Origin of the sequence: Nitrospira japonica (assembly GCF_900169565.1) — a bacterium.
Classification (GTDB): Bacteria; Nitrospirota; Nitrospiria; order Nitrospirales; family Nitrospiraceae; genus Nitrospira_C; species Nitrospira_C japonica_A.
The window spans coordinates 2,080,543-2,102,734 of record NZ_LT828648.1 but is presented as its reverse complement, the minus strand read 5'-3'; the positions used below and the strand labels follow the sequence as shown (position 1 = coordinate 2,102,734).

General features: G+C 57.8%; 13 protein-coding genes. 6 read left to right on the top strand and 7 right to left on the bottom strand.

The genetic code is table 11. The features are described from left to right. Window positions 1–11: 11 nt before the first annotated feature. From NSJP_RS10070 to NSJP_RS10055, 4 genes are all read left to right on the top strand, one after another. Window positions 12–1,481 (top strand): sigma-54-dependent transcriptional regulator, encoded by a 1,470-nt coding sequence (locus tag NSJP_RS10070; protein ID WP_080886777.1) that lies wholly within the window; start codon window positions 12–14, stop codon window positions 1,479–1,481. Between the two features lie 486 nt (window positions 1,482–1,967). Beyond that, complete coding sequence (locus tag NSJP_RS10065; protein WP_172834274.1) at window positions 1,968–5,405, top strand: molybdopterin-dependent oxidoreductase; 3,438 nt, start codon at window positions 1,968–1,970, stop codon at window positions 5,403–5,405. A gap of 78 nt (window positions 5,406–5,483) precedes the next feature. Beyond that, a complete protein-coding gene (locus tag NSJP_RS10060) occupies window positions 5,484–6,773 on the top strand; it encodes a 4Fe-4S dicluster domain-containing protein (protein ID WP_080885590.1) in 1,290 nt (429 codons plus the stop codon). A 118-nt stretch (window positions 6,774–6,891) separates the two neighbouring features. Further along, a complete protein-coding gene (locus tag NSJP_RS10055) occupies window positions 6,892–7,581 on the top strand; it encodes an MCP four helix bundle domain-containing protein (RefSeq protein ID WP_269457663.1) in 690 nt (229 codons plus the stop codon). A gap of 652 nt (window positions 7,582–8,233) precedes the next feature. On the opposite strand, the gene NSJP_RS10045 is transcribed toward NSJP_RS10055, so the two are convergent. Both NSJP_RS10045 and ppk1 read right to left on the bottom strand, forming a co-directional pair. After that, on the bottom strand, window positions 8,234–9,904 hold the full coding sequence (locus NSJP_RS10045; RefSeq protein WP_155970059.1) for a magnesium transporter CorA family protein: 1,671 nt from the start codon (window positions 9,902–9,904) through the stop codon (window positions 8,234–8,236). 15 nt (window positions 9,905–9,919) lie between these two features. Beyond that, window positions 9,920–12,097 carry a polyphosphate kinase 1 gene (ppk1, locus tag NSJP_RS10040; RefSeq protein ID WP_080886773.1) on the bottom strand — a complete coding sequence of 726 codons (2,178 nt, stop codon included), beginning with the start codon at window positions 12,095–12,097 and terminating at the stop codon, window positions 9,920–9,922. A gap of 394 nt (window positions 12,098–12,491) precedes the next feature. Between ppk1 and NSJP_RS10035 the strand changes: the two genes are divergently transcribed. After that, entirely contained in the window at window positions 12,492–14,084 is a 1,593-nt protein-coding gene (locus tag NSJP_RS10035) for an inorganic phosphate transporter (RefSeq protein ID WP_080886772.1), read from the top strand. Between the two features lie 17 nt (window positions 14,085–14,101). On the opposite strand, the gene NSJP_RS10030 is transcribed toward NSJP_RS10035, so the two are convergent. Then, window positions 14,102–15,514 (bottom strand): patatin-like phospholipase family protein, encoded by a 1,413-nt coding sequence (locus NSJP_RS10030; protein WP_080886771.1) that lies wholly within the window; start codon window positions 15,512–15,514, stop codon window positions 14,102–14,104. A 326-nt stretch (window positions 15,515–15,840) separates the two neighbouring features. On the opposite strand from NSJP_RS10030, the gene NSJP_RS10025 reads away from it, so the two are divergent. Next, the gene (locus NSJP_RS10025; protein ID WP_172834271.1) at window positions 15,841–17,196 is read left to right on the top strand and encodes a GDP-mannose 4,6-dehydratase; all 1,356 of its coding nucleotides are present in this window, start codon (window positions 15,841–15,843) and stop codon (window positions 17,194–17,196) included. 69 nt (window positions 17,197–17,265) lie between these two features. Here NSJP_RS10025 and NSJP_RS10020 read toward each other — a convergent pair whose 3' ends face one another. The 4 genes from NSJP_RS10020 to NSJP_RS10005 all read right to left on the bottom strand — a co-directional run bounded on the left by NSJP_RS10020 (window position 17,266) and on the right by NSJP_RS10005 (window position 22,140). Further along, a complete protein-coding gene (locus NSJP_RS10020) occupies window positions 17,266–18,681 on the bottom strand; it encodes a patatin-like phospholipase family protein (protein WP_080886769.1) in 1,416 nt (471 codons plus the stop codon). 205 nt (window positions 18,682–18,886) lie between these two features. Beyond that, complete coding sequence (purN, locus tag NSJP_RS10015) at window positions 18,887–19,561, bottom strand: phosphoribosylglycinamide formyltransferase (RefSeq protein ID WP_080886768.1); 675 nt, start codon at window positions 19,559–19,561, stop codon at window positions 18,887–18,889. After that, a complete protein-coding gene (gene purM / locus NSJP_RS10010) occupies window positions 19,551–20,588 on the bottom strand; it encodes a phosphoribosylformylglycinamidine cyclo-ligase (RefSeq protein WP_080886767.1) in 1,038 nt (345 codons plus the stop codon). The genes purN and purM overlap by 11 nt, the downstream gene beginning before the upstream one ends. A 142-nt stretch (window positions 20,589–20,730) precedes the next feature. Next, window positions 20,731–22,140: a sigma-54-dependent transcriptional regulator gene (locus tag NSJP_RS10005; RefSeq protein ID WP_080886766.1), complete on the bottom strand. Its 1,410-nt coding sequence runs from the start codon at window positions 22,138–22,140 to the stop codon at window positions 20,731–20,733. Between the last annotated feature and the right edge of the window lie 52 nt (window positions 22,141–22,192).

Below are 22,192 nucleotides of genomic sequence, written 5' to 3'. Positions count from 1 at the left end.
CGAGGTGATGCATGAGTCACGGCGGAGTGCTGGATGCCAAGACGCCGGGGAAGCGGTCTAAAGCGCCCTTTACGATTTTGATCGTCGAAGACAGCCCAACGGACATCGAGTTGATGCTGCATGCGCTCGAGGATGCGGACCTGAAACCGTTGGGCGGAGATTTTGAAATGGAAGTGCGAGCCAACGCCGAAGGCGCCCTTCAACTGCTTGCCGAGCGATCTGTGGATCTGGTGCTCACCGACATGATGCTGCCGGGTCTGAGCGGCCTGGACCTGGTCGGTCGCATCCAGGCCCTTGATCCCAATTTGCCCGTCTTGGTGGTGACGAGGATGAATACCGTTTCACAAGCCGTCGACGCGATGCGCCGCGGGGCATTCGACTATATCGTCAAGCCGGTGAATGCGGCCGATCTCGAGATGCGTCTTCACCGGGCGATCCGGATTTCCGAGATCTTGAGGCGACATGCAATCTATGAGCATCACGATCGGCAGGTGTACGAATCCAACAGCCTCGTCGGAGGCAGCCGGGCGTTCGAGCAGATAATCTCCCGCATCAGGGAAGCCACACAGTCTCGTTCGACGGTCTTGATCACCGGCGAAACAGGAACCGGAAAAGGCCTCATCGCCCGCGCGATTCATCAGCAAAGTCTCCAACCGGACCATCCGTTTCAGATCATCGACTGTACGACGCTGCCTGAAGGTATGATGGAAAGCGAACTTTTTGGCCACGTTCGCGGTGCCTTCACCGGCGCCATTTCCGACAAACCAGGTTTGATCGAGTTGGCCAACGGCGGGACGGTCTTTTTCGATGAGATCGGGGAGTTGCCCCTGCCGCTGCAATCCAAGCTACTCCGCGTCCTAGAAGACAACGAAGTGAGACCGGTCGGAGGAACCCGTGTCAGGACGGTGAATATACGGTTCATCGCGGCCACCAATCGCGATTTGGAGCGCCGGGTACGGGACGGATCGTTCCGCAAAGATCTGTACTACCGGCTGGCCGTCATCTCGATCGCGGTTCTGCCTCTGCGGGAGCGCCGTGAGGATATCCCCGTCATAGCTCGTCATCTGCTGACAAAGCTGAGCCGTGAAATGGGTAAACCCGGCTGCCACTTTGACGAGCGCGCGATGGAGGCCTTGGTGGCCTATGACTGGCCAGGAAACGGCCGTGAGCTCCGCAACGTGGTCGAACGCGCGGTGCTGCTGGCGACGAACGAGACCGTCCGCGCCTCCGATATCCGCGGACTGCTGCCAGGCCGGGAGGCGGATTCAGCCGGAATCCCCGACATCGGTCTCACCTCGCTTCCCTATATCGAAGCCAAGGAACGTGCAATCGATCAATTCACGAAGGCGTACCTCGAAGCGAAGCTCGTCCAGCACGGAGGCGTCATCACCAAAGCGGCGGAGAGCAGCGGCATCCCACGGCAGCACTTCTCCCTCTTGATGAAGCGTTTTCTCGGCAGCGACGCGGCCGGAGAAACCTAAGTCTCGTTTCGGTCAGGTCGTAACCCCTCCCCTCCACGATTCTGCCTTCCGATCTCTCACCCTTGCGGTCTTTCGGTAACCAACTCCATGGTCAAGCGAGGCGCCGGAGTGTTCATGTGAGTCGCCTCGTGCGATCAAACCGCCGATCGCGTATCAGAATATGCAAGGCAAGTCATTGTTGTCACAAGATGATTTGCTCATTGTTTGAATCCGCATATGACACTATGCGTTTATGACGTTCGAGAAGCACGCCTCCTGCGCCGCTTCTCGGGAGCTAATCCATAATTCATTCGACAGATCAGTTACTTACGCTTCCCCCGCTCTCCTCCGACCACCTTGGCAATCTCTTTGCTCTATCGCTCACGGCGAGAGCATTCGTGTTGTGCCCACGACGTGCTCTCAATCTGCCAGTGAAGGGAGGTGAGATGGTATCCGAGTAGAGCAAGAGAACGTCCGTCCGTTGTCTTTTAGCAGGAGGTAATCACGATGTTTCTGTCACGTCGGCAATTCTTGAAAGTCTCGGCGGGCACCGTGGCCGCGGTGGCGGTAGCGGACAAGGTCCTGGCGTTGACGGCCTTACAGCCGGTCATCGAAGTCGGGAACCCGCTGGGCGATTATCCGGACCGCTCCTGGGAGCGGGTGTATCACGATCAGTACCGGTACGATTCGTCATTTACCTGGGTCTGCTCTCCGAACGATACCCATGCATGCCGCATTCGGGCGTTCGTCCGCAACGGCGTCGTCATGCGGGTGGAGCAGAACTATGACCATCAAACCTACGAAGATCTCTACGGCAACCGCGGGACGTTCGCGCACAATCCGCGCATGTGCTTGAAGGGATTCACGTTCCATCGCCGCGTCTACGGGCCGTATCGGTTGAAGGGACCGTTGATGCGGAAGGGCTGGAAGCAGTGGATGGACGACGGCTCCCCGGAGCTCACGCCGGAGACGAAGCGGAAGTACAAGTTCGACAGCCGCTTCCTCGACGATATGATGCGGGTGTCTTGGGATACAGCCTTTACCTATGCCGCCAAATCGATGATTGTCATCGCCACGAGATATAGCGGCGAAGCGGGCGCGCGGCGTCTGCGCGAGCAGGGCTATGCGCCGGAAATGATCGAGATGATGAAGGGTGCAGGAACGCGTTGCTTCAAGCACCGCGCCGGCATGCCCGTGCTCGGTATCATCGGCAAGATGGGCAACACACGAATGAACGGAGGCATCAACGCTTTGCTGGATACCTGGATTCGCAAGGTGACGTCTGACCAGGCTCAGGGGGGCCGCTATTGGTCCAACTACACCTGGCACGGCGACCAGAATCCCTCGCAACCCTGGTGGTGCGGCGCGCAAGCGTCCGACATCGACCTGTCCGACATGCGCTTCTCCAAACTTAATACGAGTTGGGGCAAGAACTTCGTCGAGAACAAGATGCCGGAAGCCCACTGGAAGCTCGAGTCCATCGAGCGTGGCGGTCGCATCGTGGTCATCACGCCGGAATACAATCCGACGGCCTACCGGGCCGACTATTGGATGCCCCTTCGTCCCCAATCGGACGGAGCCATCTTCTTAGGCGCGATGAAGATCATTACCGATGAGAACATGCACGATATTGACTTCCTCAAGGGGTATACCGATGCCCCGGTCCTTGTGCGCACGGACACGCTTCAGTTCGTGGATCCGCGGGACGTCGTCCGCGACTACAAGTTCCCGGACTTCTCCAAGAGCTACTCGGGTCGGGTTCAAACCTTGAAACCGGAACAAGTCGAGCGCTTGGGCGGCATGATGGTCTGGGATCTCAACAAGAAGCAGGCGGTACCGCTCCATCGCGAGCAAGTAGGATGGCACTATTCGAACAGCGGCATTGATGCAGCGTTGACCGGCACCTATCGGATCAAGCTGTTGAACGGCCGTGAAATTGACGTCATGCCGGTTTGGCAGTTGTACCTGGTCCATTTCCAGGATTATGACCTGGATACGGTCCATCAAATCTGCCGGACTCCGAAGGACCTCCTGGTCCGCTGGGCGCGGGACTCGGGCACGGTCAAGCCCGCCGCGATCCACAACGGCGAAGGCACCAATCATTACTTCCACATGACCGTCAACTCGCGAGGCGCCGCGATGGTGCTGATCATCACCGGCAACGTCGGCAAGTTCGGCACGGGACAGCATACCTGGGCCGGTAACTATAAAGCCGGAACTTGGGTTGCCACACCCTGGTCGGGCGCCGGCCTGGCGGTGCATACGGGCGAGGATCCGTTCAACATCACGCTCGATCCGAACGCACACGGGAAGGAGATCAAGACGAAGTCCTACTACTACGGCGAGGAGGTCGGCTACTGGAACCACGGCGACACCGCCCTGATCGTCAATACGCCGAAGTACGGACGCAAGGTGTTCACGGGTAAGACGCACATGCCAACGCCGAGCAAGTTCCGCTGGGTGACCAACGTAAACGTGCTCAACAACGCCAAGCACCACTATGACATGGTGCGCAATGTGGATCCGAGCATCGAGACCCTGATCACGCAGGACATCGAGATGACCTCGGACGTCAACCACAACGACATCGCGTTTGCCTGCAACTCCTGGATGGAATTCACCTATCCGGAGATGACCGTCACGGTGTCGAATCCGTGGGTACAGGTCTGGAAGGGCGGCATCCGGCCGCTGTACGACACCCGCAACGACCTGGATACCTTTGCCGGGGTCGCGGCCAAGTTATCGGAGATAACCGGTGACAAACGCATGCGGGACTACTTCGCGATGGTCTATATGAATCGCGTGGACGTCTATGTGCAGCGGTTGCTCGATGCGTCGGCGACCTTCTACGGCTACAGTGCGGACACCATGCTGAAGTCGGAAAAGGGCTGGATGGTGATGGTGCGGACCTATCCCCGCGTGCCATTCTGGGAAGAGACGAACGAATCGAAGCCGATGTGGACGCGTACCGGGCGGTTCGAAACTTATCGAACCGAACCGGAGGCGATCGAGTACGGGGAAAACTTCATTTCCCACAGAGAGGGAACGGAGGCGACTCCGTATCTGCCAAACGCCATCATGACCAGCAATCCCTATTGCCGGCCTGACGACTACGGCATTCCGATCACGGCGCAGCACCATGACGACAAGACGGTGCGCAACATCAAGCTGCCGTGGTCGGAGATCAAGCGGCACAGCAACCCGTTGTGGGAGAAGGGCTACCAGTTCTACTGCGTGACGCCCAAGACCCGGCACCGGGTGCACAGCCAGTGGTCGGTGAACGACTGGGTGCAGATTTACGAGTCGAACTTCGGCGATCCGTACCGCATGGACAAACGGACGCCGGGCGTCGGCGAGCACCAGTTGCACATCAACCCGCAGGCGGCCAAAGACCGCGGCATCAACGACGGCGACTACGTCTATGTGGACGGCAACCCGGTGGACCGGCCCTATCGTGGCTGGAAGCCGAGTGACCCCTACTATAAAGTCGCCCGTCTGATGATCCGGGCGAAGTACAACCCCGCCTATCCGTACCACGTGACGATGGCGAAGCACGCCCCGTACGTGTCGACGGCGAAGTCGGTGAAGGGCCACGAGACCCGGCCGGACGGCCGAGCCATCGCGGTGGACACCGGCTATCAGTCCAACTTCCGGTACGGGGCCCAACAGTCCTTTACCCGGTCGTGGCTGATGCCGATGCACCAGACCGACTCGCTCCCGGGCAAACACGCCAACGGGTTGAAATGGAAGTGGGGGTTCGAAATCGACCACCACGCGGTCAACACGGTGCCGAAGGAATGCTTGATCCGCATCACCAAGGCGGAAGACGGCGGCATCGGAGCGCGCGGCCCGTGGGAACCGGTGCGCACCGGCTTTACCCCGGGACAGGAGAACGAGTTCATGATCAAGTGGCTCAAAGGTGAGCACATCAAGATCAAGGTGTAAGGCAACTGGACTTGCAGCTTGAGCTGCGATGCCCTATGAGACCACGTAACCAACTGATCATGAGAAGGAGGATTCACAATGCCAGAAGTCTATAACTGGCAACTGGGACGGAAGATGCTGTATCCGTATGAGGAGCGGCATCCGAAGTGGCAGTTTGCCTTTGTGTTCAATATCAACCGGTGTTTGGCGTGTCAGACGTGTTCGATGGCGGACAAGTCGACCTGGCTGTTTTCGAAGGGCCAGGAATACATGTGGTGGAACAACGTGGAGACGAAGCCGTACGGCGGGTATCCCCAGTTCTACGACGTGAAGATCACGCAGTTGATCGAGCAAGTGAACCCGGGGGGGCAGGTGTGGAACGTGCGGGTGGGCCGCAAGCACCATGCGCCCTACGGGGTGTTCGAAGGGATGACCATTTTCGACGCGGGGGCCAAGGTGGGCCAGGCGGCGATCGGGTACATTCCGACGGACCAGGAATGGCGCTTCGTGAACATCTACGAGGACACGGCCACGTCGATGCGCTCCTTGGTGGAGGGGATCGATCGGTCGGGGTTCTCGCGCGATGAACCGTGGCGGCTGTCCGGCAGCTCGCTGCCGGAGCATGAGACGTTCTTCTTCTACCTGCAACGGATCTGCAACCACTGCACGTATCCGGGCTGTTTGGCCGCCTGCCCGCGCAAGGCGATCTATAAACGGCCGGAAGACGGCATTGTGTTGATCGACCAGAACCGCTGCCGCGGGTACAAGAAGTGCGTGGAGCAGTGCCCGTTCAAGAAGCCGATGTACCGGGGGACGACCCGGGTGTCGGAGAAGTGCATTGCGTGCTATCCGCGGATCGAGGGGAAGGATCCGCTGACGGGCGGCGAGCCGATGGAAACGCGCTGTATGGCGGCGTGCGTGGGGAAGATCCGCATGCAGAGCCTGGTGCGCATCGGCGAGGACGGCCTGTGGGCGGAGGACCGGTGGCACCCCCTGTACTACACCATTCGGGTGGAGCAGGTGGCGTTGCCTCTGTATCCGCAGTGGGGCACGGAGCCCAATGGCTATTACATTCCGCCGCGGCACAGCCCGCGGGGCTATGCCCGGCAGATGTTCGGTCCGGGCGTGGACAATGCCATTGAGAAGTATCTGGTGCCGAGCCGGGAGTTGTTGGCGGTGCTGCAGCTGTGGCGCGCCAGTCAGCAGATCGTCTTCCGGTATGACGTCATTCCGGGCCCGAAGGTGTTTGAGACCCAGATTCACGGGAAGCGGTTCGAGATGTACAACGATACCGTGCTGGGCTTCAACAAGTCGGGGAAGGAAGTGGCGCGCATTCAGGTCGAAGAGCCGATCTACATCAGACCCGCGGAACGGGTGAACTGGCTGTAAGAGGCTTACCAGAAGCGTGGGCCTGGGGAGAGAGATCTGTCGTCTCGCCCCGGCGCCGATGTCTTCGTCGACATGAGTACATGAGGGGCAGGAGGCTCGAACGAGTTTCCTGCCCTTTGTGCATGCACTGGAGGTAACGTTGAGAATCGGCTGGACCTCCTGCCTTTTCAGCATCGTGATCATAGGGTGTGGATGGATTGGTTCTCAGACCTTGTCCCACGTGGACCAGGATCTACGCACCATATATGCGGAGTATACGATGGCCGCCGCGGATTTAGGACACGTCAATGGAGAGTTGATTCGATATCGTACGACGGTTCTACGGGCGATCGAAGCCGAAACCAAAGCCGACTTCGTACGGATTGCGGCGTCGTTGCCGAACGTTCACTCCAGAATCGACAAGGCCATACAACGATTCGTCGACGCAACAAATGACGCCTCGCCCGGCAAGAACATGGATGCGCGTGAGCTTGAGGAACTGAAGAACGTACAACAGCGACTGACCGCCTACATTGATTCCTCGCATTACACCATCGAACTATTAAAGAATCGCTGGGAAGCCAAGTCGGCGAATGAAGCCAGCCGCCTCAGGAAGGCCGCCGAGGAACATGCCGCAAAAGATGCGGGAAGAAAGCTTATCGGCGTCACACTGGAACTCGATCGTCTGCTCGAAGTGGTGGCAGAGATCGCCGGTGAAGTTCGCAAAGAGGCGGATGTCTCGCTCCGCATCGCGACCATGGAGTTCATGGTCACGAGCGTACTCCTCGCCGCGTTGGTTTTGATCCTACCGGTTCGTCGTAGCGGCTAAAACCATGACCGAATGTCTCGCGCAGCGTCATGCGAGACTCACCCATTACATGGCACAATTGTCGTAGTTGAATACCTTGAAGTGGTGAAGGCGTCGCACGAAGATAGACAGAGGAATCGGCGGGATAAGTCGTGAGTGTCTCGCCAAACGCTTGATGGCCAACCTTGCCAAACACAAAGTACTGGCCGTGAAACTGCCCGGCAGGATCGATGTCGACAGCGCTAAGAAGAATTGGTCCGTCGACAACGGATTCCAACTCCCGGTACTTTCTGATGCCCTCTTGTGCAGGCGTCCGGCTGTTGGCGGGTTCATGTTCCGTTTCCTCTGCACATGCGGCCGATAGAAGATGAGTTTGACTGCACAGGTATCCCAGAAGTGCTCCATAGAACGTCATCATTCGCAGGCATCGGATGGAGATGCCGGCATGGACCCACGCGAGACGCATATGAAGGAGAGAGTGAGAGGCCGGGTTGTCCTGAGAGCCAATGCGTTGTCCCACGCTGACTTATGTGGAGGTGTCAGCTTGGGATGTGCGACGACGGGAACATGGAAAGGCAAGGGAGGACGGCTACAGCGCCAATGACCATGCGAGGATGAGAAAGAATCCCCTCTCGTCTCGACGGCTATGGCCGCGCATGCAGAGGCGGCGACCTCAACGAGCGAAGGGATTCGCCTTCTCTCGTTTCCCCTTCCACACATTGGTAAAGGCCGCTAGCTTTCCTCGTGATGACTGGCGCTCGTCAGCCAGGGATTCCAGAAAGTCGGCGAGACGGCTGGATTTCAGTACCGTATAGAACGTGACGACGAACACAGTAACAAGGACGACGAGAAACACGAATACCCGTGTCATGGCTGAAGATTCAGCCAATGCAAACAAATTCATGCCCAAGAACCCCGTCGTCGATACGCCGATCAGACCGACCGTCGCCACAACGGTCAGCCGCACCATCGTCTCTCCCTGTCTGCGCAAGGCATCGCTGTCCAGGTACTGATTCGTATCTTCAATGGCGGTCCGCACTTCGTCATAGAGCCGCGGCGTGTTGAGGTGTTGGCTGATCATGCGAAAGAGGTCTTTCGCTTGGCTGTGATCGGAGACCTCATGGAACCAATAGCGCTGAGTGAAACGAAGAAAGACGCCCAACATTTGGCGAATAGTCCGCCGGAACGACCGGAGCGACTGTACACTGGAAACATCCAGACGATTCGTGACGTCGACCAGCCGATCCTGCAGCATCAGCAACGCCGCCCTATGAAAATGGGAAATCAGGAAGAGAAGGAAATATTCATGTCTGAATTGCTCCAGATCTGTCTTGCGACCGATTGCGCTGGGATTTCGATCTCCAACCATCGTAAACACGCGTCCTGTACACATGAAACGAGTCCCGGCGCATTCCTGCTCCTGTCCGTTCCAAAACCGGTCATAACAGAAGCGCGATTCGAAATCCCCAAGGTGGCGATCGAAATAGAGGGGTGATTCCGACGAGGCCGGGGCGGCCGCGAGTCCCAACTGTATGAATTCCTGGCGCGTCAGTGACTTTGCATCGTCCATGACGAGATACGCCATGAGCGGCATGAGATGGTATTCGATCTGCCGATAGCGGATCAGCCCCTTCTTGCCCGAATGGTGGAGTACCAAGGGTTCAAGCACGTATTCCCAATGAGAGGCCATGCACGGTGAACGGTACTGACAGACAAACGACAGATATTTGTCTCGATTCTCGTAGTCGGATCTTGCCAAGACTTTTCCTTCGATAGACAACCATTCAACGCTTTGGGGACAGTGCCCTCCATGTCCATCCGTGTCCCAGTACGTGGGATAGCAGCGGCCAAAACGGAACAGGACATTTTGGACCAATGGAAGCGCGAGGTCGTCTCCACACACTTCAACGACCAAAATGGCCACGTCGATGTCGTAGAAGAAATATAGATCCACATGAGCGACGGTCAGCACTATCGCTTTGCTGCCGGGGGCAGGGCAGGCTATCCGCACTCCGGCAATATCATTCCGTCTGAACACGCGAAGAGATGATTCTTGGAGAATGTCCGTGCCGGATCCTTTGCCTTCTCCATACAGAAATCGCTGCACAAACGGGAGAAATGTCACGAACTCACTATAGTGCCGCTCCTGAAATTGCTTTGGATCGCCCGTGAACTCGTCCTGCAACTCCCGCCACGGGTTGTCGCGGTCCGGCACTTGGAGCCGCTCCCAGTGTTTCTGAATCGACGCGTCCTCACGGATTGGCATGAGCTGCAACGGCCACAGAAGAATTTGCCGGAAGTGCCTGACAAGCTTCTCAGCGGGAAGAACGCCCGGATCAGACATGGCACGCGTCATCATTCAGGATGAAATGGCCGGCATGATTACACCATCCGGCAGCCGCCGGGACTTCCAATGGGTCACAAACCATTCCTGAGAATGGATCGCGGGTTCTCCGTCGGACGGATGGAGGCGTTTGTACGTCCCATCCGGAGACAACTGCCTGGCTTGAACGTTGTCTCGAATGCCGACGCCAATAATTTCATTGACGAGGACGTCCCGCCAAAGCGGGTTTGCAACCGGAAACAGAACCTCCACCCTCTGGTCAAGATTGCGGGGCATGAGATCCGCACTTCCCACGAACACTTCTTCTTGCCCGCCGTTCTTGAAATAATAGACTCGCGCGTGCTCCAAAAACCTCCCGACGACGGATATCACTCGAATCGTGTCGCTCAATCCTTTGACCCCGGGTCGCAAACAGCAGATGCCCCGGACCTGCAAGTCGATCCTCACTCCGGCTTGCGAGGCTCGGTACAGCGCTTGTATGCAGGCCTTGTCGACCAAGGCATTCATCTTGAAGGCAAGGTAGCCCTCACGGCCGGCGCGTTGGTGGGCGATTTCCCGGTTGATTCGCTCAATCACTTCCTGTCGTAAGAGCTTGGGGGCGACGAGCAATTTCTCATACGATTGTTTGCGAGAGTATCCCGTCAGGGCATTGAACAGGTCGGAGACGTCATTGCAGATCACGGGATCCGAGGTCAAATAACTCACGTCCGTGTAAATGCGACTGGACACGATATTGTAATTGCCGGTGGCCAGATGAACGTATCGCCGTATCCCTTCCGCTTCCCGGCGTATCACGAGACACATTTTGGCGTGGGTTTTCAAACCGCGCACGCCATACACGACATGGACACCCTCGTCTTCGAGTCTTCGAGCCCACTCGATGTTGCTTTCTTCGTCGAATCTCGCTTTCAGCTCGACCAGGACGGCGACTTGCTTGCCGTTCATCCGGGCTTCCATCAGTGCATCCACGACGGGGGATTTCGCGCCGACCCGATACAACGTCTGTTTGATGGCAAGAACGGCCGGGTCATTCGCAGCCTCGCGGATGAAGTCCACCACCGGAACAAAGCTGTCGTAGGGATGGAACAACAGGACGTCCTGTTGGCGGATCGTCGCCAACATGCCGCCCGATTGGGCGAACAGCTGGGGGACGGCAGGGACATGGAATGCATCCTTGAGATCCGGACGGTCGAGCGCCATGAGCTCCGCAATTCCAGCCACACCGATCGGGCGCATTCCGGAATACACCAAATGCGGCGGCAACTGAAGATTGGCGATGAGCACGTCCGCAATAGCACTCGGCATTTCTTCGTCGAGTTCCAGTTTAATGACGGAACCGAATTCCCGCAGGTCAAGTTGTTGTTCAACCGTCGTGAGAAGATCGGCGGCTTCGCTCTCCTTGATCGTTAAATCCGCATCCCGGGTGACCCTGAATGCATAGGAAGCCACGATTTCCAATCCTGGGAAGAGCAGATCCAAGTTGTCTGCGACGACGTCCTCGAGCCAAACAAAACGCAAATTCCTCAGAACAATTCCAGGCACCGCCGGGTCGCGGGATTCTGGCGACGGCTCAGGAACTGGGATGAGGCGCTTGACGCCGCTCGGCAACTTCACACGCGCAAAACACTCCCCTCGTTCGGGGTCCCTGACGATCACCGCCAGATTGAAACTGAGATTTGACACGTGTGGAAACGGGTGGGTGGGGTCGATGGCCAGGGGTGTCAGAACGGGGAATATTTCCGTACGGAAGGAGTCCCTGAGGCCCAGACGCTCCGCCTCGGAGAGGCTCTTGCTGGGCAGTACGTGTATCCCAGCACTGGATAACTTCGGGCACAGATCCTGATGCCAGCAGGCCTGATGTCGTCGGAGCTGACTTGTGACCTCACGACAAATTGCCATCATTTGTTCCGAGGGCGTCATCCCATCTGGCGGAAGATCCGTCACGCCGGCTGCGATTTGACGGTGCAAGGCAGAGACCCTGGTCATGAAGAATTCATCCAAATTCGATGCAAAGATTGTAAAGAACTTTACACGCTCCAATAACGGACTGCTTGTATTCTCAGCTTCTTCAAGAACGCGGAGATTGAATTGAAGCCAACTTAGCTCACGATTCAAGAAGAGGCTCGCACGATCGAGATCCGCAATGGTTTCTTCCGGAGCATGAGGCGAGTGTGCGTTTGGCGTATTGGTCATGGTGTGCTTGCGACAAGGTGAATGATCATTCGATGGCCTCTTTGAACAGCGAGACGTGCCACGATCCGGGCTAGGTCCGCCGGACGCTATCCTAGTGCCATCACAATTCCAAACAGTTACGGTGCTATCACACCACGGTTAACTCTGCATGAACTTCATGGAATTGACTGTGAGTATCCCCGAGCCATGAGTGCGCCCCCGTCGTGAAATCCGGCCCTTGTGCCCAATTCTTTCAAGCGATTCGGAAAACGTCAACCGCAGAAATTGTCCGGCACACTTTTTGACGCGATTGTTCTCTCCAACTTATTAATGTTCTCGCCTCTCCCTTGTAACACAACGGTAACTCCGCGGATGCACTATGTGACTGTCCTGACGTTCACAATTAGGAGGCCACATGCACACCGCGACTACCACCTTCCCCGCCGAGTCTTCCGCTTCAAGTCGTCCGATTCTGGTGTTCATCGCGACTACGTTGGCTGCAGGACTCACCTACGCCGGCTATGAATTATTTTTGGACCTATCGTCGATCCGGATCGGCGTGGAACTTCCGTACGTACTCTTGGGCATCGCCCTCCTCATTGCACTGGGATTCGAATTTGTGAACGGGTTCCATGATACCGCCAATGCGGTGGCGACCGTCATTTACACCCACTCGCTCCCTCCGCAGGCCGCCGTGCTCTGGTCCGGATTTTGGAATTTTCTCGGCGTCCTCTTTTCAAGCGGCGCGGTCGCGTTTGGCATCATCGCCCTGCTTCCCGTCGAACTCATTCTCCAAGTGGGAACGGGCGCCGGATTCGCCATGGTATTTGCATTGCTCATCGCCGCGATTCTCTGGAACCTGGGGACGTGGTACCTGGGATTGCCCGCCTCCAGTTCGCATACATTGATCGGTTCAATCATCGGCGTTGGTTTGGCTAACCAGCTCATGCACCCCGGCAGCCCCACGAGCGGCATAGAATGGGGGCAAGCCACGAAGATCGGTTATTCGCTGCTCTTGTCTCCTCTCATCGGCTTCATCTGCGCCGCCCTGCTTCTTCTGGTCATGAAGCGTCTTGCGAACAATCCCGCATTGTTTCGCGCACCCCAAGGCCAACAACCGCCGCCGCTGTGGATACGCAGCTTGCTCGTATTGACCTGCACCGGCGTCAGTTTTGCCCACGGATCCAATGACGGCCAGAAGGGAATGGGGCTGATCATGCTGATTCTGATCGGCACCGTACCCATGGCTTATGCCCTTGACCGGGCGGTCCCGGCCGCTCATGTGCAAAGTTTCGTAGGCATCTCGCAGCAGGCCTCTCAAATCATGGTCGACCACACGGCTTCAGCCCAGCCGACCGTCGAACAGGACGTGCGGTCACGTGTGACCCGCTATGTGCAGACGGGACAACTGGACGCGACCACGCTTCCCTCGCTGCAAGGCCTGATGAATTCCATCGCGAGTCAGGTGGCGGAGTACGGCACCTACGGAAACGTGCCTGACGAGATGAAAGGCAACATCCGCAACGATATGTACCTCATGAATGAAGCGCTGCGTAAAATGGACAAGTCGAAGACTCCTGCTTTTTCGGCCGAAGAGGTGCAGGTCCTGAAGCAGTACCGCCATGCGCTCGATCGAGCGACGAAATTCATCCCTATCTGGGTCAAAATCGTCGTGGCCATTGCCCTTGGGCTGGGCACGCTGGTCGCATGGAAGCGCATCGTCGTCACGGTGGGCGAACGCATTGGGAAGGCTCATCTGACCTACGCGCAGGGAGGAGCGGCCGAGTTAGTGGCAATGGGCACGATCGGTGCCGCCGACGTTTTTGGATTGCCCGTCAGCACCACGCAAGTGCTGTCGTCCGGTGTCGCCGGAACCATGGCCGCCAATCACTCCGGCCTGCGCTGGACCACGGTCCGGAATATTCTTACAGCCTGGGTGTTGACGCTCCCCATCTCCATCGCCTTATCAGGAGCACTCTATTGGCTGATCCGACAGTTCACCGCGTAATCGCAGGTCCGAGAGTCTTAGTGGATGATGCCCTTGCCCGCTTCCGTCTCCAAATCACGAAGCAGGCGCTGATACTCCTTGTCGTTCCGGAGAAGCTTGGAAGCCGCGGAGATCAAATGGTCGACTTCACTGCCGGAGAGAGCCAGATTGGTCGGAATACGCATCAAGCGGGCCTGTTCATCCGGGTCTTCCAACTCCGACAAACTCGCATTGATGAAGTAGATCTCGACGTCCGGTGTGAACACGCCGCCCTCGGTCCGGACTCGGTTCCGAAGCTGGATTCGCCATTCCGACACCGCCTGCCGCATCAACTTGAAGGTGTCATCGGAATACCGGTTGATCGGGATGTCGATCAAGGCATTCAAAGCCCGCGTGAGGCTCGGGATTTCATCGAGCTTGTAGTGATTCAAGTCCGGCATCGTTTCCGCACTCACCATCAGATAGACGAGCTTCTTGATCTTTTTCGCTCCCAGCAATTCCAAGGACGATTCGATGTCATCGACGAGTGCCGACAACTCCAGCACGCCACGCATCCCGATGTTGTCCGCCAACCCCCCGTCCAACAGATGGATGTATGGCCGTGCCTCGGAGTCGAGATACGAGCGTAGTTCGTTCCGTCGCGTACGACCGTTCGGGTTTCGGTTGTCCTCGAGCAGGTATCGCGGAGGATCGAATCCGCACTGCCCGGCATAGTTCTTCAACGAAATAGGGCTGAGGACCATCGGCAGCGCGCTCGACGAAGCGGTGGCGACGGACAAGTGCAGTTGGCTGAGATCGGAGCAGATCAAGTCGAACTGCCGTTGATTGAATTCAAACCGCGAAACCGTCGCCATGTCGGAGGCGTGCAGGATGACAATCGGCCGTTGATCGCTCGAGGCCAGATCGTTGAAGGTGGCGCCGTCGAACAGCGCCTCGTCCAGCAGTTCGGCAAAGATGTGGGCGCGGCCGAAGTAGGGCGACCACAACCGGATCCAGTTGCTCGGAGAGCGCAGGATTCGCGCGCGCAGTTCGCTTTCCCAATCCTTCCGCAGAAACCGGGATTCGAAGTCCCGAAAGATGCGATCGTGATAGAGCGCGTAATACGCTGCGGTGAAACTGCCGCCCGACAGGGCATTGATCATTGTCACTTCATCGATCAGCCGCTTCCGATAGCCTTCCCACACGATGGGGGTCTTCGCCAATTCCTTCAGTACGCCGTACGAGAGGGCCGACGCCCGGGCGCCCCCACCGGAGAAAGACGCGATAATGAAGAGACTGTCCGAATTTCGATCCACCGTGGGGGGAAGATTGGCAAAGCGGTACCCGTATTCCGGATGCCACTTCGGAAGCGGAGCATTCATCGTGGGCCGGGCAAATTCCCAGTCCACGGTCCGGACCAGTAAGACGATCAGCGCCAAGATGCCGACGATGGCAATACCCGCTCGTTTCATGACGCGCAGGGTACAGAGATGGGAACCGAAGGGTCAAGATGAGCGTGGCTGTCGCAGTATTTTCGAGAAGGACGGGCTACCTGTGAGGAGCCAAGTCACCTGTTGGCCTCGCAGATCCTGATCGCAGCGGTTCGTCGTGCCGGCCGAACCCACATCGAATGAATCGTTGCGCGTTAGGCGAGACCACGCTCAACCTATGGCACAATTGTCGTAGTCGAGTACCCCCTAGGTGGTGAAGGCGTAAGAGAACGCCCACGTTCACCCTTGAACACCGCTGGTAGAATCCAGAGTTGTTTTCACGAATGCAATCGTCTAGGGTAACGAACATGACAAATTTCTGGACCGACAAAACGGCTTTGGTTGCGGGAGCGACGGGATTTTTAGGCGGATGGCTGGTGCGCCGGCTGGTTTCGCGCGGCGCGCACGTCGTGAGCTTGGTTCGTTCCCACAAAGCCAATTCCCAATTCTTCATGGAGTCGCTCGACAACCAGACATGGGTTGAATGGGGCAGCGTTGCCGATCAGCACGTGATCGAGCGTATCTTCGACCGCCATCAGGTCGACGTCTTTTTCCATGCCGCCTACGGCGCGGACGTTCATCGGGTCTTAAAGGAGCCGCTGGAGTGCTTCAAGTCATCCGCGCTCAGTACCTGGCAGATCTTGGAATTTCTCCGGCAACACCGCCCGCAATGCATTTCCGTGATCAGTTCGACCGATAAGGTCTACGGACGCCAGGAGATCCCATATCGGGAAGATATGGCGCTCCAGCCGCTGCATCCTTACGAGTCGGCGAAAGCCTCGCAGGATCATGCGGCCCAATCGTACGGCAAAATCTTCAAGTGCCCCGTAGCCGTCACGCGTTGCGGCAATTATTTTGGCGGGTACGACTTCAACTTCACACGGTTGATTCCCGGCGTGGTCCGCAGCATCATGCAGGGCCAGATCCCCACGCTGCGTTCAAACGGCCGGTTCACGCGGGATTTTCTCTACATCGGGGACGCGGTCGACGTGCAGCTTCTATTGGCGGAACGGCTATCGGAAAATCCTGAGCTCTATGGAGAGGCGTTCAACTTTTCCTACGGCGAGCGGATAGAAGTTCGAGACATCGTTCAGCACATCTGCAGAATGCTCGACTCCCCGGACGAACCGCGCTTGGGAGAAGACAGCACCACCGAAATTCCGCACATGGAGTTGTCATCGGAAAAAGCGAAACGCCTGCTGGATTGGAAGCCGTCTTATGGATTCATGCAAGGCCTCGAACGCACGGTCCGCTGGTATCAGGATTACTTCGCCTCGCAGGCAAAGACGGGCACGGCGCACCCAAGCCGCCGGGGTGGTGAAGATCGGGTGGTCCATGCGGCATCGCCCGCCGCGCACGAAGCCATGATCGTGCGTGACGCGGATGGAACGATCCGCTATTGGAGCCGCGAAGCCGAACGCATTTACGGGTGGACGCCCCAGGAAGTTTTGGGCACAAACACGCATCACTTGTTCGAGACGAAGTTTCCCGAACCCCTTCAGAACATTGAACGCGAAATGCAGGAAAAGAACGCCTGGCGCGGGCAGCTGATTCATAAACGCCGCGACGGCTCCCGTATCACCGTCAATAGTCGCTGGAGCGCCCAGCAAAACCCGGACACCCGATCTTTCACGGTGATCGAGCTCAACGAGAAAGTCGCCTGATCGGATCGCACCGACCCTCCCCGCTTCGCGAGCCGCGACCACGGACCGTTTGCACCCGCCTTAGTGGCCCTACCGTCTGGAAATGATCGGAGCCTTTGCGGCTTCGATCTTAAGATCCCGCACGAGTCTCTGAAAATCCTTGTCGCTCCTGATGAGCTTGGATCCTGCCAGCAGCAGGTCGTCAACTTGACTGTCGGTCAGCGCCAGATTCGTGGGAATGCTCATGAGACGTCCCCGCTCCACCGGATCGTCCAACTCCGACAAACTGGCATCGATGAAATAGATTTCCGCATCGGGTGCAAAGACGCTTTTTTCCGTCCGTGCACGCTGGTGGAGTTGTACCTGCCACTGCACGACGGCCTGACGCATCAGTTCCAAGGTATCGTCGGAATACCGGTTGATCGGGATGTCGACCAAGGCATTCAAAACGCGCGTGAGACTTGGGAGTTCATCCAGTTCGTAATGGCTCAGATCCGGATCGGTTTCTGCGCTCACCATGAGAAACACGAGTTTCCGAACTTTCTTCACCCCGAGAATCTGGAACGTGGCTTCGAGATCGTCCACTAGGGCAGAGAGTTCCAGCACGCTGCGCATGCCCATGTTGTCAGCCAACCCGCCGTCCAGCAGATGGATGTATGGGCGTTTGTCCGCATTAATATATGACCGCAGCTCATTAGCACGCCTTCGGCCCCACGAAGTCCGTTTGGTCTCGCTCAGGTATGCCGGCGGATCGAGCCCGCACTCGCCTGCATAGTTCTTCAACGAAATCGGGCTGAGGACGAGCGGCAGAGCGCTCGAGGCCGCGGTGGCCACTGACAACGGCATTTTGCTGAGATCCGAACAGATCAGATCAAACTGCCGCTGGTTGAATTCGAACCGCGAGACCGTGGCCATGTCGGAGGCATGAATAAAGATGATGGGCCGCTGGCTGCTCGAGACGAGATCATTGAACGTGGCGCCGCCGAATAGTCCTTCGTCCAGGAGTTCGGCAAAGATGTGCGCCCGGCCGAAATAGGGGGACAAGAGCCGCAACCAATTTCTCGGAGACTGCAAAATCCGCGCGCGAAGTTCATGCTCCCAATTTTTTCGCAGAAATCGGGATTCAAAGTCACGGAAAATTCGGTCATGGTACAGCGCATAATACGCAGCCGTGAAGCTGCCGCCTGAGAGAGCGTTGATGATATTGAGTTCGTCGGCGAGATTTTTCCGATACCCCTCCCAGACGATGGGAGTCTTGGCAAGCTCACGCAGCACGCCATAGGACAGCGCCGAGGCCCGTGCGCCGCCTCCGGAGAACGATGCCACCATAAAGAGGCTATCCGTGCTGTGTTCCACGGACGGCGGGAGATTGGCAAAGCGATATCCATACTCAGGATTCCACTTCGGAAGCGGCGCGTTCATGGTAGGCCGCACGTACTCGCCCCCAAAGATCAAGCTCAAGAGGACAATCAGCCCGACCAGTACCCATAGGCTCGCCTTTTTCATGGGATGAGGAAGTTACAGACCAGTAGAATGGGTGTCAAGATTGGATCATCCCAAGTGATGTGCCTAGACAGCCGGAGCCATCTCTTGAATTCCATGGTGCGATGGACGACCGGGATGCTTCTGGCTCGCTCTTACCTGTATGAGTTTCGCCGGCTGAACGATACGGGACAAGTCCGGATCAACCTGTCCGCTTCTCCCAAGAGGGTCAAAACGGGCAGAGGATCGCGTCTCCCACCGGCTTGCCTCCGTCGATGAAGACTCGGCGGCCTTCTACCCGCAGGCGGCCTTCGGCGAAGAGTTCGACGGCGCGGGGGTAGATCCGATGTTCTTGTTCGAGAATGCGCGCGGCCAGCGTATCCGGAGTGTCGCCGTCCAGCACCGGAACCGCCGCCTGCAGAATGATCGGTCCCTCGTCGACGCCTTCCGTGACGAAATGGACGGTGCAGCCGGCAAGTTTACATCCCCAGTCGATGGCCTTCTTTTGTACGTCCAGTCCGGGGAAGGACGGCAAGAGGGATGGATGAATATTCATCATCCGGTTGGCATAGGCGTCGATCAGCACGGCCGTGATGATCTTCATATAACCCGCTAACAACACGAGTTCAACGTCGTGCCGGCGAAGCACGTCCAAGAGCGCGTGATCGTACGCCACCCGGCTGTCCGGACGACCGGCAAAGGGCTTGGGATCGACGAATACATCAGGAAGCCCGTGTTTTCTGGCCCGTTCCAGAGCGAGAGCGTCCTTCTTATTGCTGATGACGGCCACGATCGTGGCTTCGACCCGTCCGGCTTCGATCGCGTCGATGACCGCCTGAAGATTGGACCCGCGGCCCGATGCCAATACGGCGACGCGAAGCGGAGCGGCTCTCTTAGTCGGCATATTCGACCTGCGGCTCTCCGGAATTTCCCGCGACGATCTCTCCGATCACCCATCCCCGATCCCCCAGCATCGCGGCCCGCTTGACCAGACCGGCGGCGGAGGAAGCCGGTGCCACGAGAATGAGGCCGATTCCCATGTTGAAGACCCGGTACATTTCCTCTCGATCAACCTGCCCGAGGCGCGCGACCACGTCAAAGACAGGCGGAACAGGCCAGCTCTTCCGATGAATCCTCGCCCCTATTCCGTCCGGCAACACCCGTGGAAGATTTTCCGTGATCCCGCCTCCCGTGACGTGGACGATTCCCTTCACCGGCTGCTCCGACGCAAGGGCCAGAATCTGTTTGGCATAGATCCTGGTCGGCGTCAGTAATACCTCTCCGAGCGGACGATCCAGTCCGGCCACCCGGCTGTCGACGTTCAGCTTCGCCTTGTCAAAGAGGATCCGCCGGACCAGGGAATATCCGTTACTGTGGAGACCGGTGGATGCCAAACCGATCACGGCATCGCCGGGCAGGATGGACTTTCCATCGATGAGCTTGGGTCGGTCGACGACGCCGACGGCGAATCCGGCAAGATCGTATTCCCCGTCCGGATAGAACGACGGCATCTCCGCGGTTTCACCGCCGATCAGCGCGCATCCGGCCTGTCGGCACCCTTCCGCAATACCTTCCAAGACCTTCTGAGCCTTGGCCAGCGACAGTTTTCCCGAAGCAAAATAGTCCAGAAAGAACAGCGGCTCCGCTCCGCTGACCGCCACGTCGTTGACGCACATCGCGACCAGATCGATGCCGACCGTATCATGCTTATCCATGAGAAACGCAATCTTGAGCTTGGTCCCCACTCCATCGGTTCCCGATACCAACACGGGATCCGTATATCGACTCGCTTGAAAGCGGAATAACCCGCCGAACCCCCCGAGATCCGTCAGCACTTCCGGACGAAACGTGGAGCGGACCAACGGCTTGATGCGGTCGACGAATTCGTCGCCTGCATCGATATCGACTCCGGCATCGCGATAGGTCGTCATACTTAAAAAAAACAGGACATGTTTAGGGTTAGGCTAAGTGAGACAAGGATAGTCCTTAACTTCAACAGATCTACATTAGAAGGGGCATCTTAGCGAGGCACTCGATCCTAGGTCAACGATGACTCCCTGTTCCTCGGGCCGCTCAGCTTTCCGGCCGCATTTCCACATCCAGCAGCTTGATCTTGCGATGCAGGTGACTCCGCTCGATCTTCAAGTCTTCGGCCGTGCGGGAAATGTTCCAGTGATGCTCGCGCAGTTTGCGCCCGATGTATTCCTTTTCAAACGCGTTGCGGGCGTCACGGAGCGAATCGAACGGTTGTCCCAGCAGCGCGCTCACCGAACCCGAGCCGCCTCCCGCAGACATGGTTTGCACGGAGGAGCCGGACGGGCGCACCTGCAAAGCCATCGTGGCCTGCGCCGCATCGATCGTCGATCCCGGCACGATGATCATCAGCCGTTCGACCAGGTTCCCCAGTTCCCGGATGTTTCCCGGCCATTCGTACTGCTCGAACACCGCCATCGCATCCGGGGTGATTTCTTTCATTCGCAGCCCCTGTTCCTCTCCATGCAGCTTGAGAAAATGCCGGATCAGCAGCGCGATATCCTCCCGGCGCTCGCGCAGGGGCGGGACGATAATCGGCACGACGTTCAGCCGATAAAACAGGTCTTCACGAAAGGCGCTTTTTTCGATTTCCTTCTGGAGATCCTTGTTCGACGCGGCAAGGACTCGGACGTCGACCTTCATCAGCTTCGTGCCACCGACCCGGTTGAACTGCTGCTCCTGCAATGCGCGCAGCACCTTGGCCTGTGTGCTCAGGCTCATGTCGCCGATCTCGTCCAGGAACAGCGTCCCGCCGTCCGCCTGTTCGAACTGGCCCCGCTTCATCGACGTGGCGCCGCTGAATGCGCCCTTTTCGTGGCCGAACAGCTCGCTCTCGATCAGCGTTTCCGGAATGGCGGCGCAATTGACGGCGACGAATGGTCGATCAGCGCGCGCGCTGTGTTCGTGAATTCCCCGCGCCACCAACTCCTTGCCCGTTCCGTTCTCACCGCCGATCAAGACCCGGCTGTTGGTAGGCCCGGCCGTTTCGATCAGTTGACGAAGTTGCTTCATCGCCGGGGACTGTCCCACCAGTTCGAATCGCCGCTGTACTTTCGTGCGTAACGACCGGTTTTCCTGCTCCAGCCGGTGCTGATCGAGCGCATGCTTGACGCGAAGCGTGACGTTCTCGAGCGACAGCGGCTTCTCGATATAGTCGTAGGCTCCGAGCTTGATGGCTTTGACGGCCGTCTCGATCGACCCGTGCCCCGACATCATCATCACTTGCGCCGTGGGTACCAGCTCGCGGACGCGCTTGAGGGTTTCCAGTCCGTCCATTTGCGGCATCCAGATATCCAGCAGCATGAGATCGGGAGGATCCGTTGTGAAGATCTTCAACGCGTCCGTGCCGCTTTTCACCACCGCCACCTCATAGCCTTCATCCAGCAGGATGCTGCTGAGCGAAGACAGAATGGCCTCTTCGTCGTCCACCACCAAAATCGAAGCCGACATGAGTTCCTCACTTTATGATTCGCGCCCGACCGTCATGCCAATCGCCCAACCG

Coding starts and splice junctions, on each gene's coding strand:
- NSJP_RS10070 (WP_080886777.1), top strand. CDS start 12: ATGAGTCACGGCGGAGTGCTGGATGCCAAGACGCCGGGGAAGCGGTCT.
- NSJP_RS10065 (WP_172834274.1), top strand. CDS start 1,968: ATGTTTCTGTCACGTCGGCAATTCTTGAAAGTCTCGGCGGGCACCGTG.
- NSJP_RS10060 (WP_080885590.1), top strand. CDS start 5,484: ATGCCAGAAGTCTATAACTGGCAACTGGGACGGAAGATGCTGTATCCG.
- NSJP_RS10045 (WP_155970059.1), bottom strand. CDS start 9,904: ATGTCTGATCCGGGCGTTCTTCCCGCTGAGAAGCTTGTCAGGCACTTC.
- ppk1 (WP_080886773.1), bottom strand. CDS start 12,097: ATGACCAATACGCCAAACGCACACTCGCCTCATGCTCCGGAAGAAACC.
- NSJP_RS10035 (WP_080886772.1), top strand. CDS start 12,492: ATGCACACCGCGACTACCACCTTCCCCGCCGAGTCTTCCGCTTCAAGT.
- NSJP_RS10030 (WP_080886771.1), bottom strand. CDS start 15,514: ATGAAACGAGCGGGTATTGCCATCGTCGGCATCTTGGCGCTGATCGTC.
- NSJP_RS10025 (WP_172834271.1), top strand. CDS start 15,841: ATGACAAATTTCTGGACCGACAAAACGGCTTTGGTTGCGGGAGCGACG.
- NSJP_RS10020 (WP_080886769.1), bottom strand. CDS start 18,681: ATGAAAAAGGCGAGCCTATGGGTACTGGTCGGGCTGATTGTCCTCTTG.
- purN (WP_080886768.1), bottom strand. CDS start 19,561: ATGCCGACTAAGAGAGCCGCTCCGCTTCGCGTCGCCGTATTGGCATCG.
- purM (WP_080886767.1), bottom strand. CDS start 20,588: ATGACGACCTATCGCGATGCCGGAGTCGATATCGATGCAGGCGACGAA.
- NSJP_RS10005 (WP_080886766.1), bottom strand. CDS start 22,140: ATGTCGGCTTCGATTTTGGTGGTGGACGACGAAGAGGCCATTCTGTCT.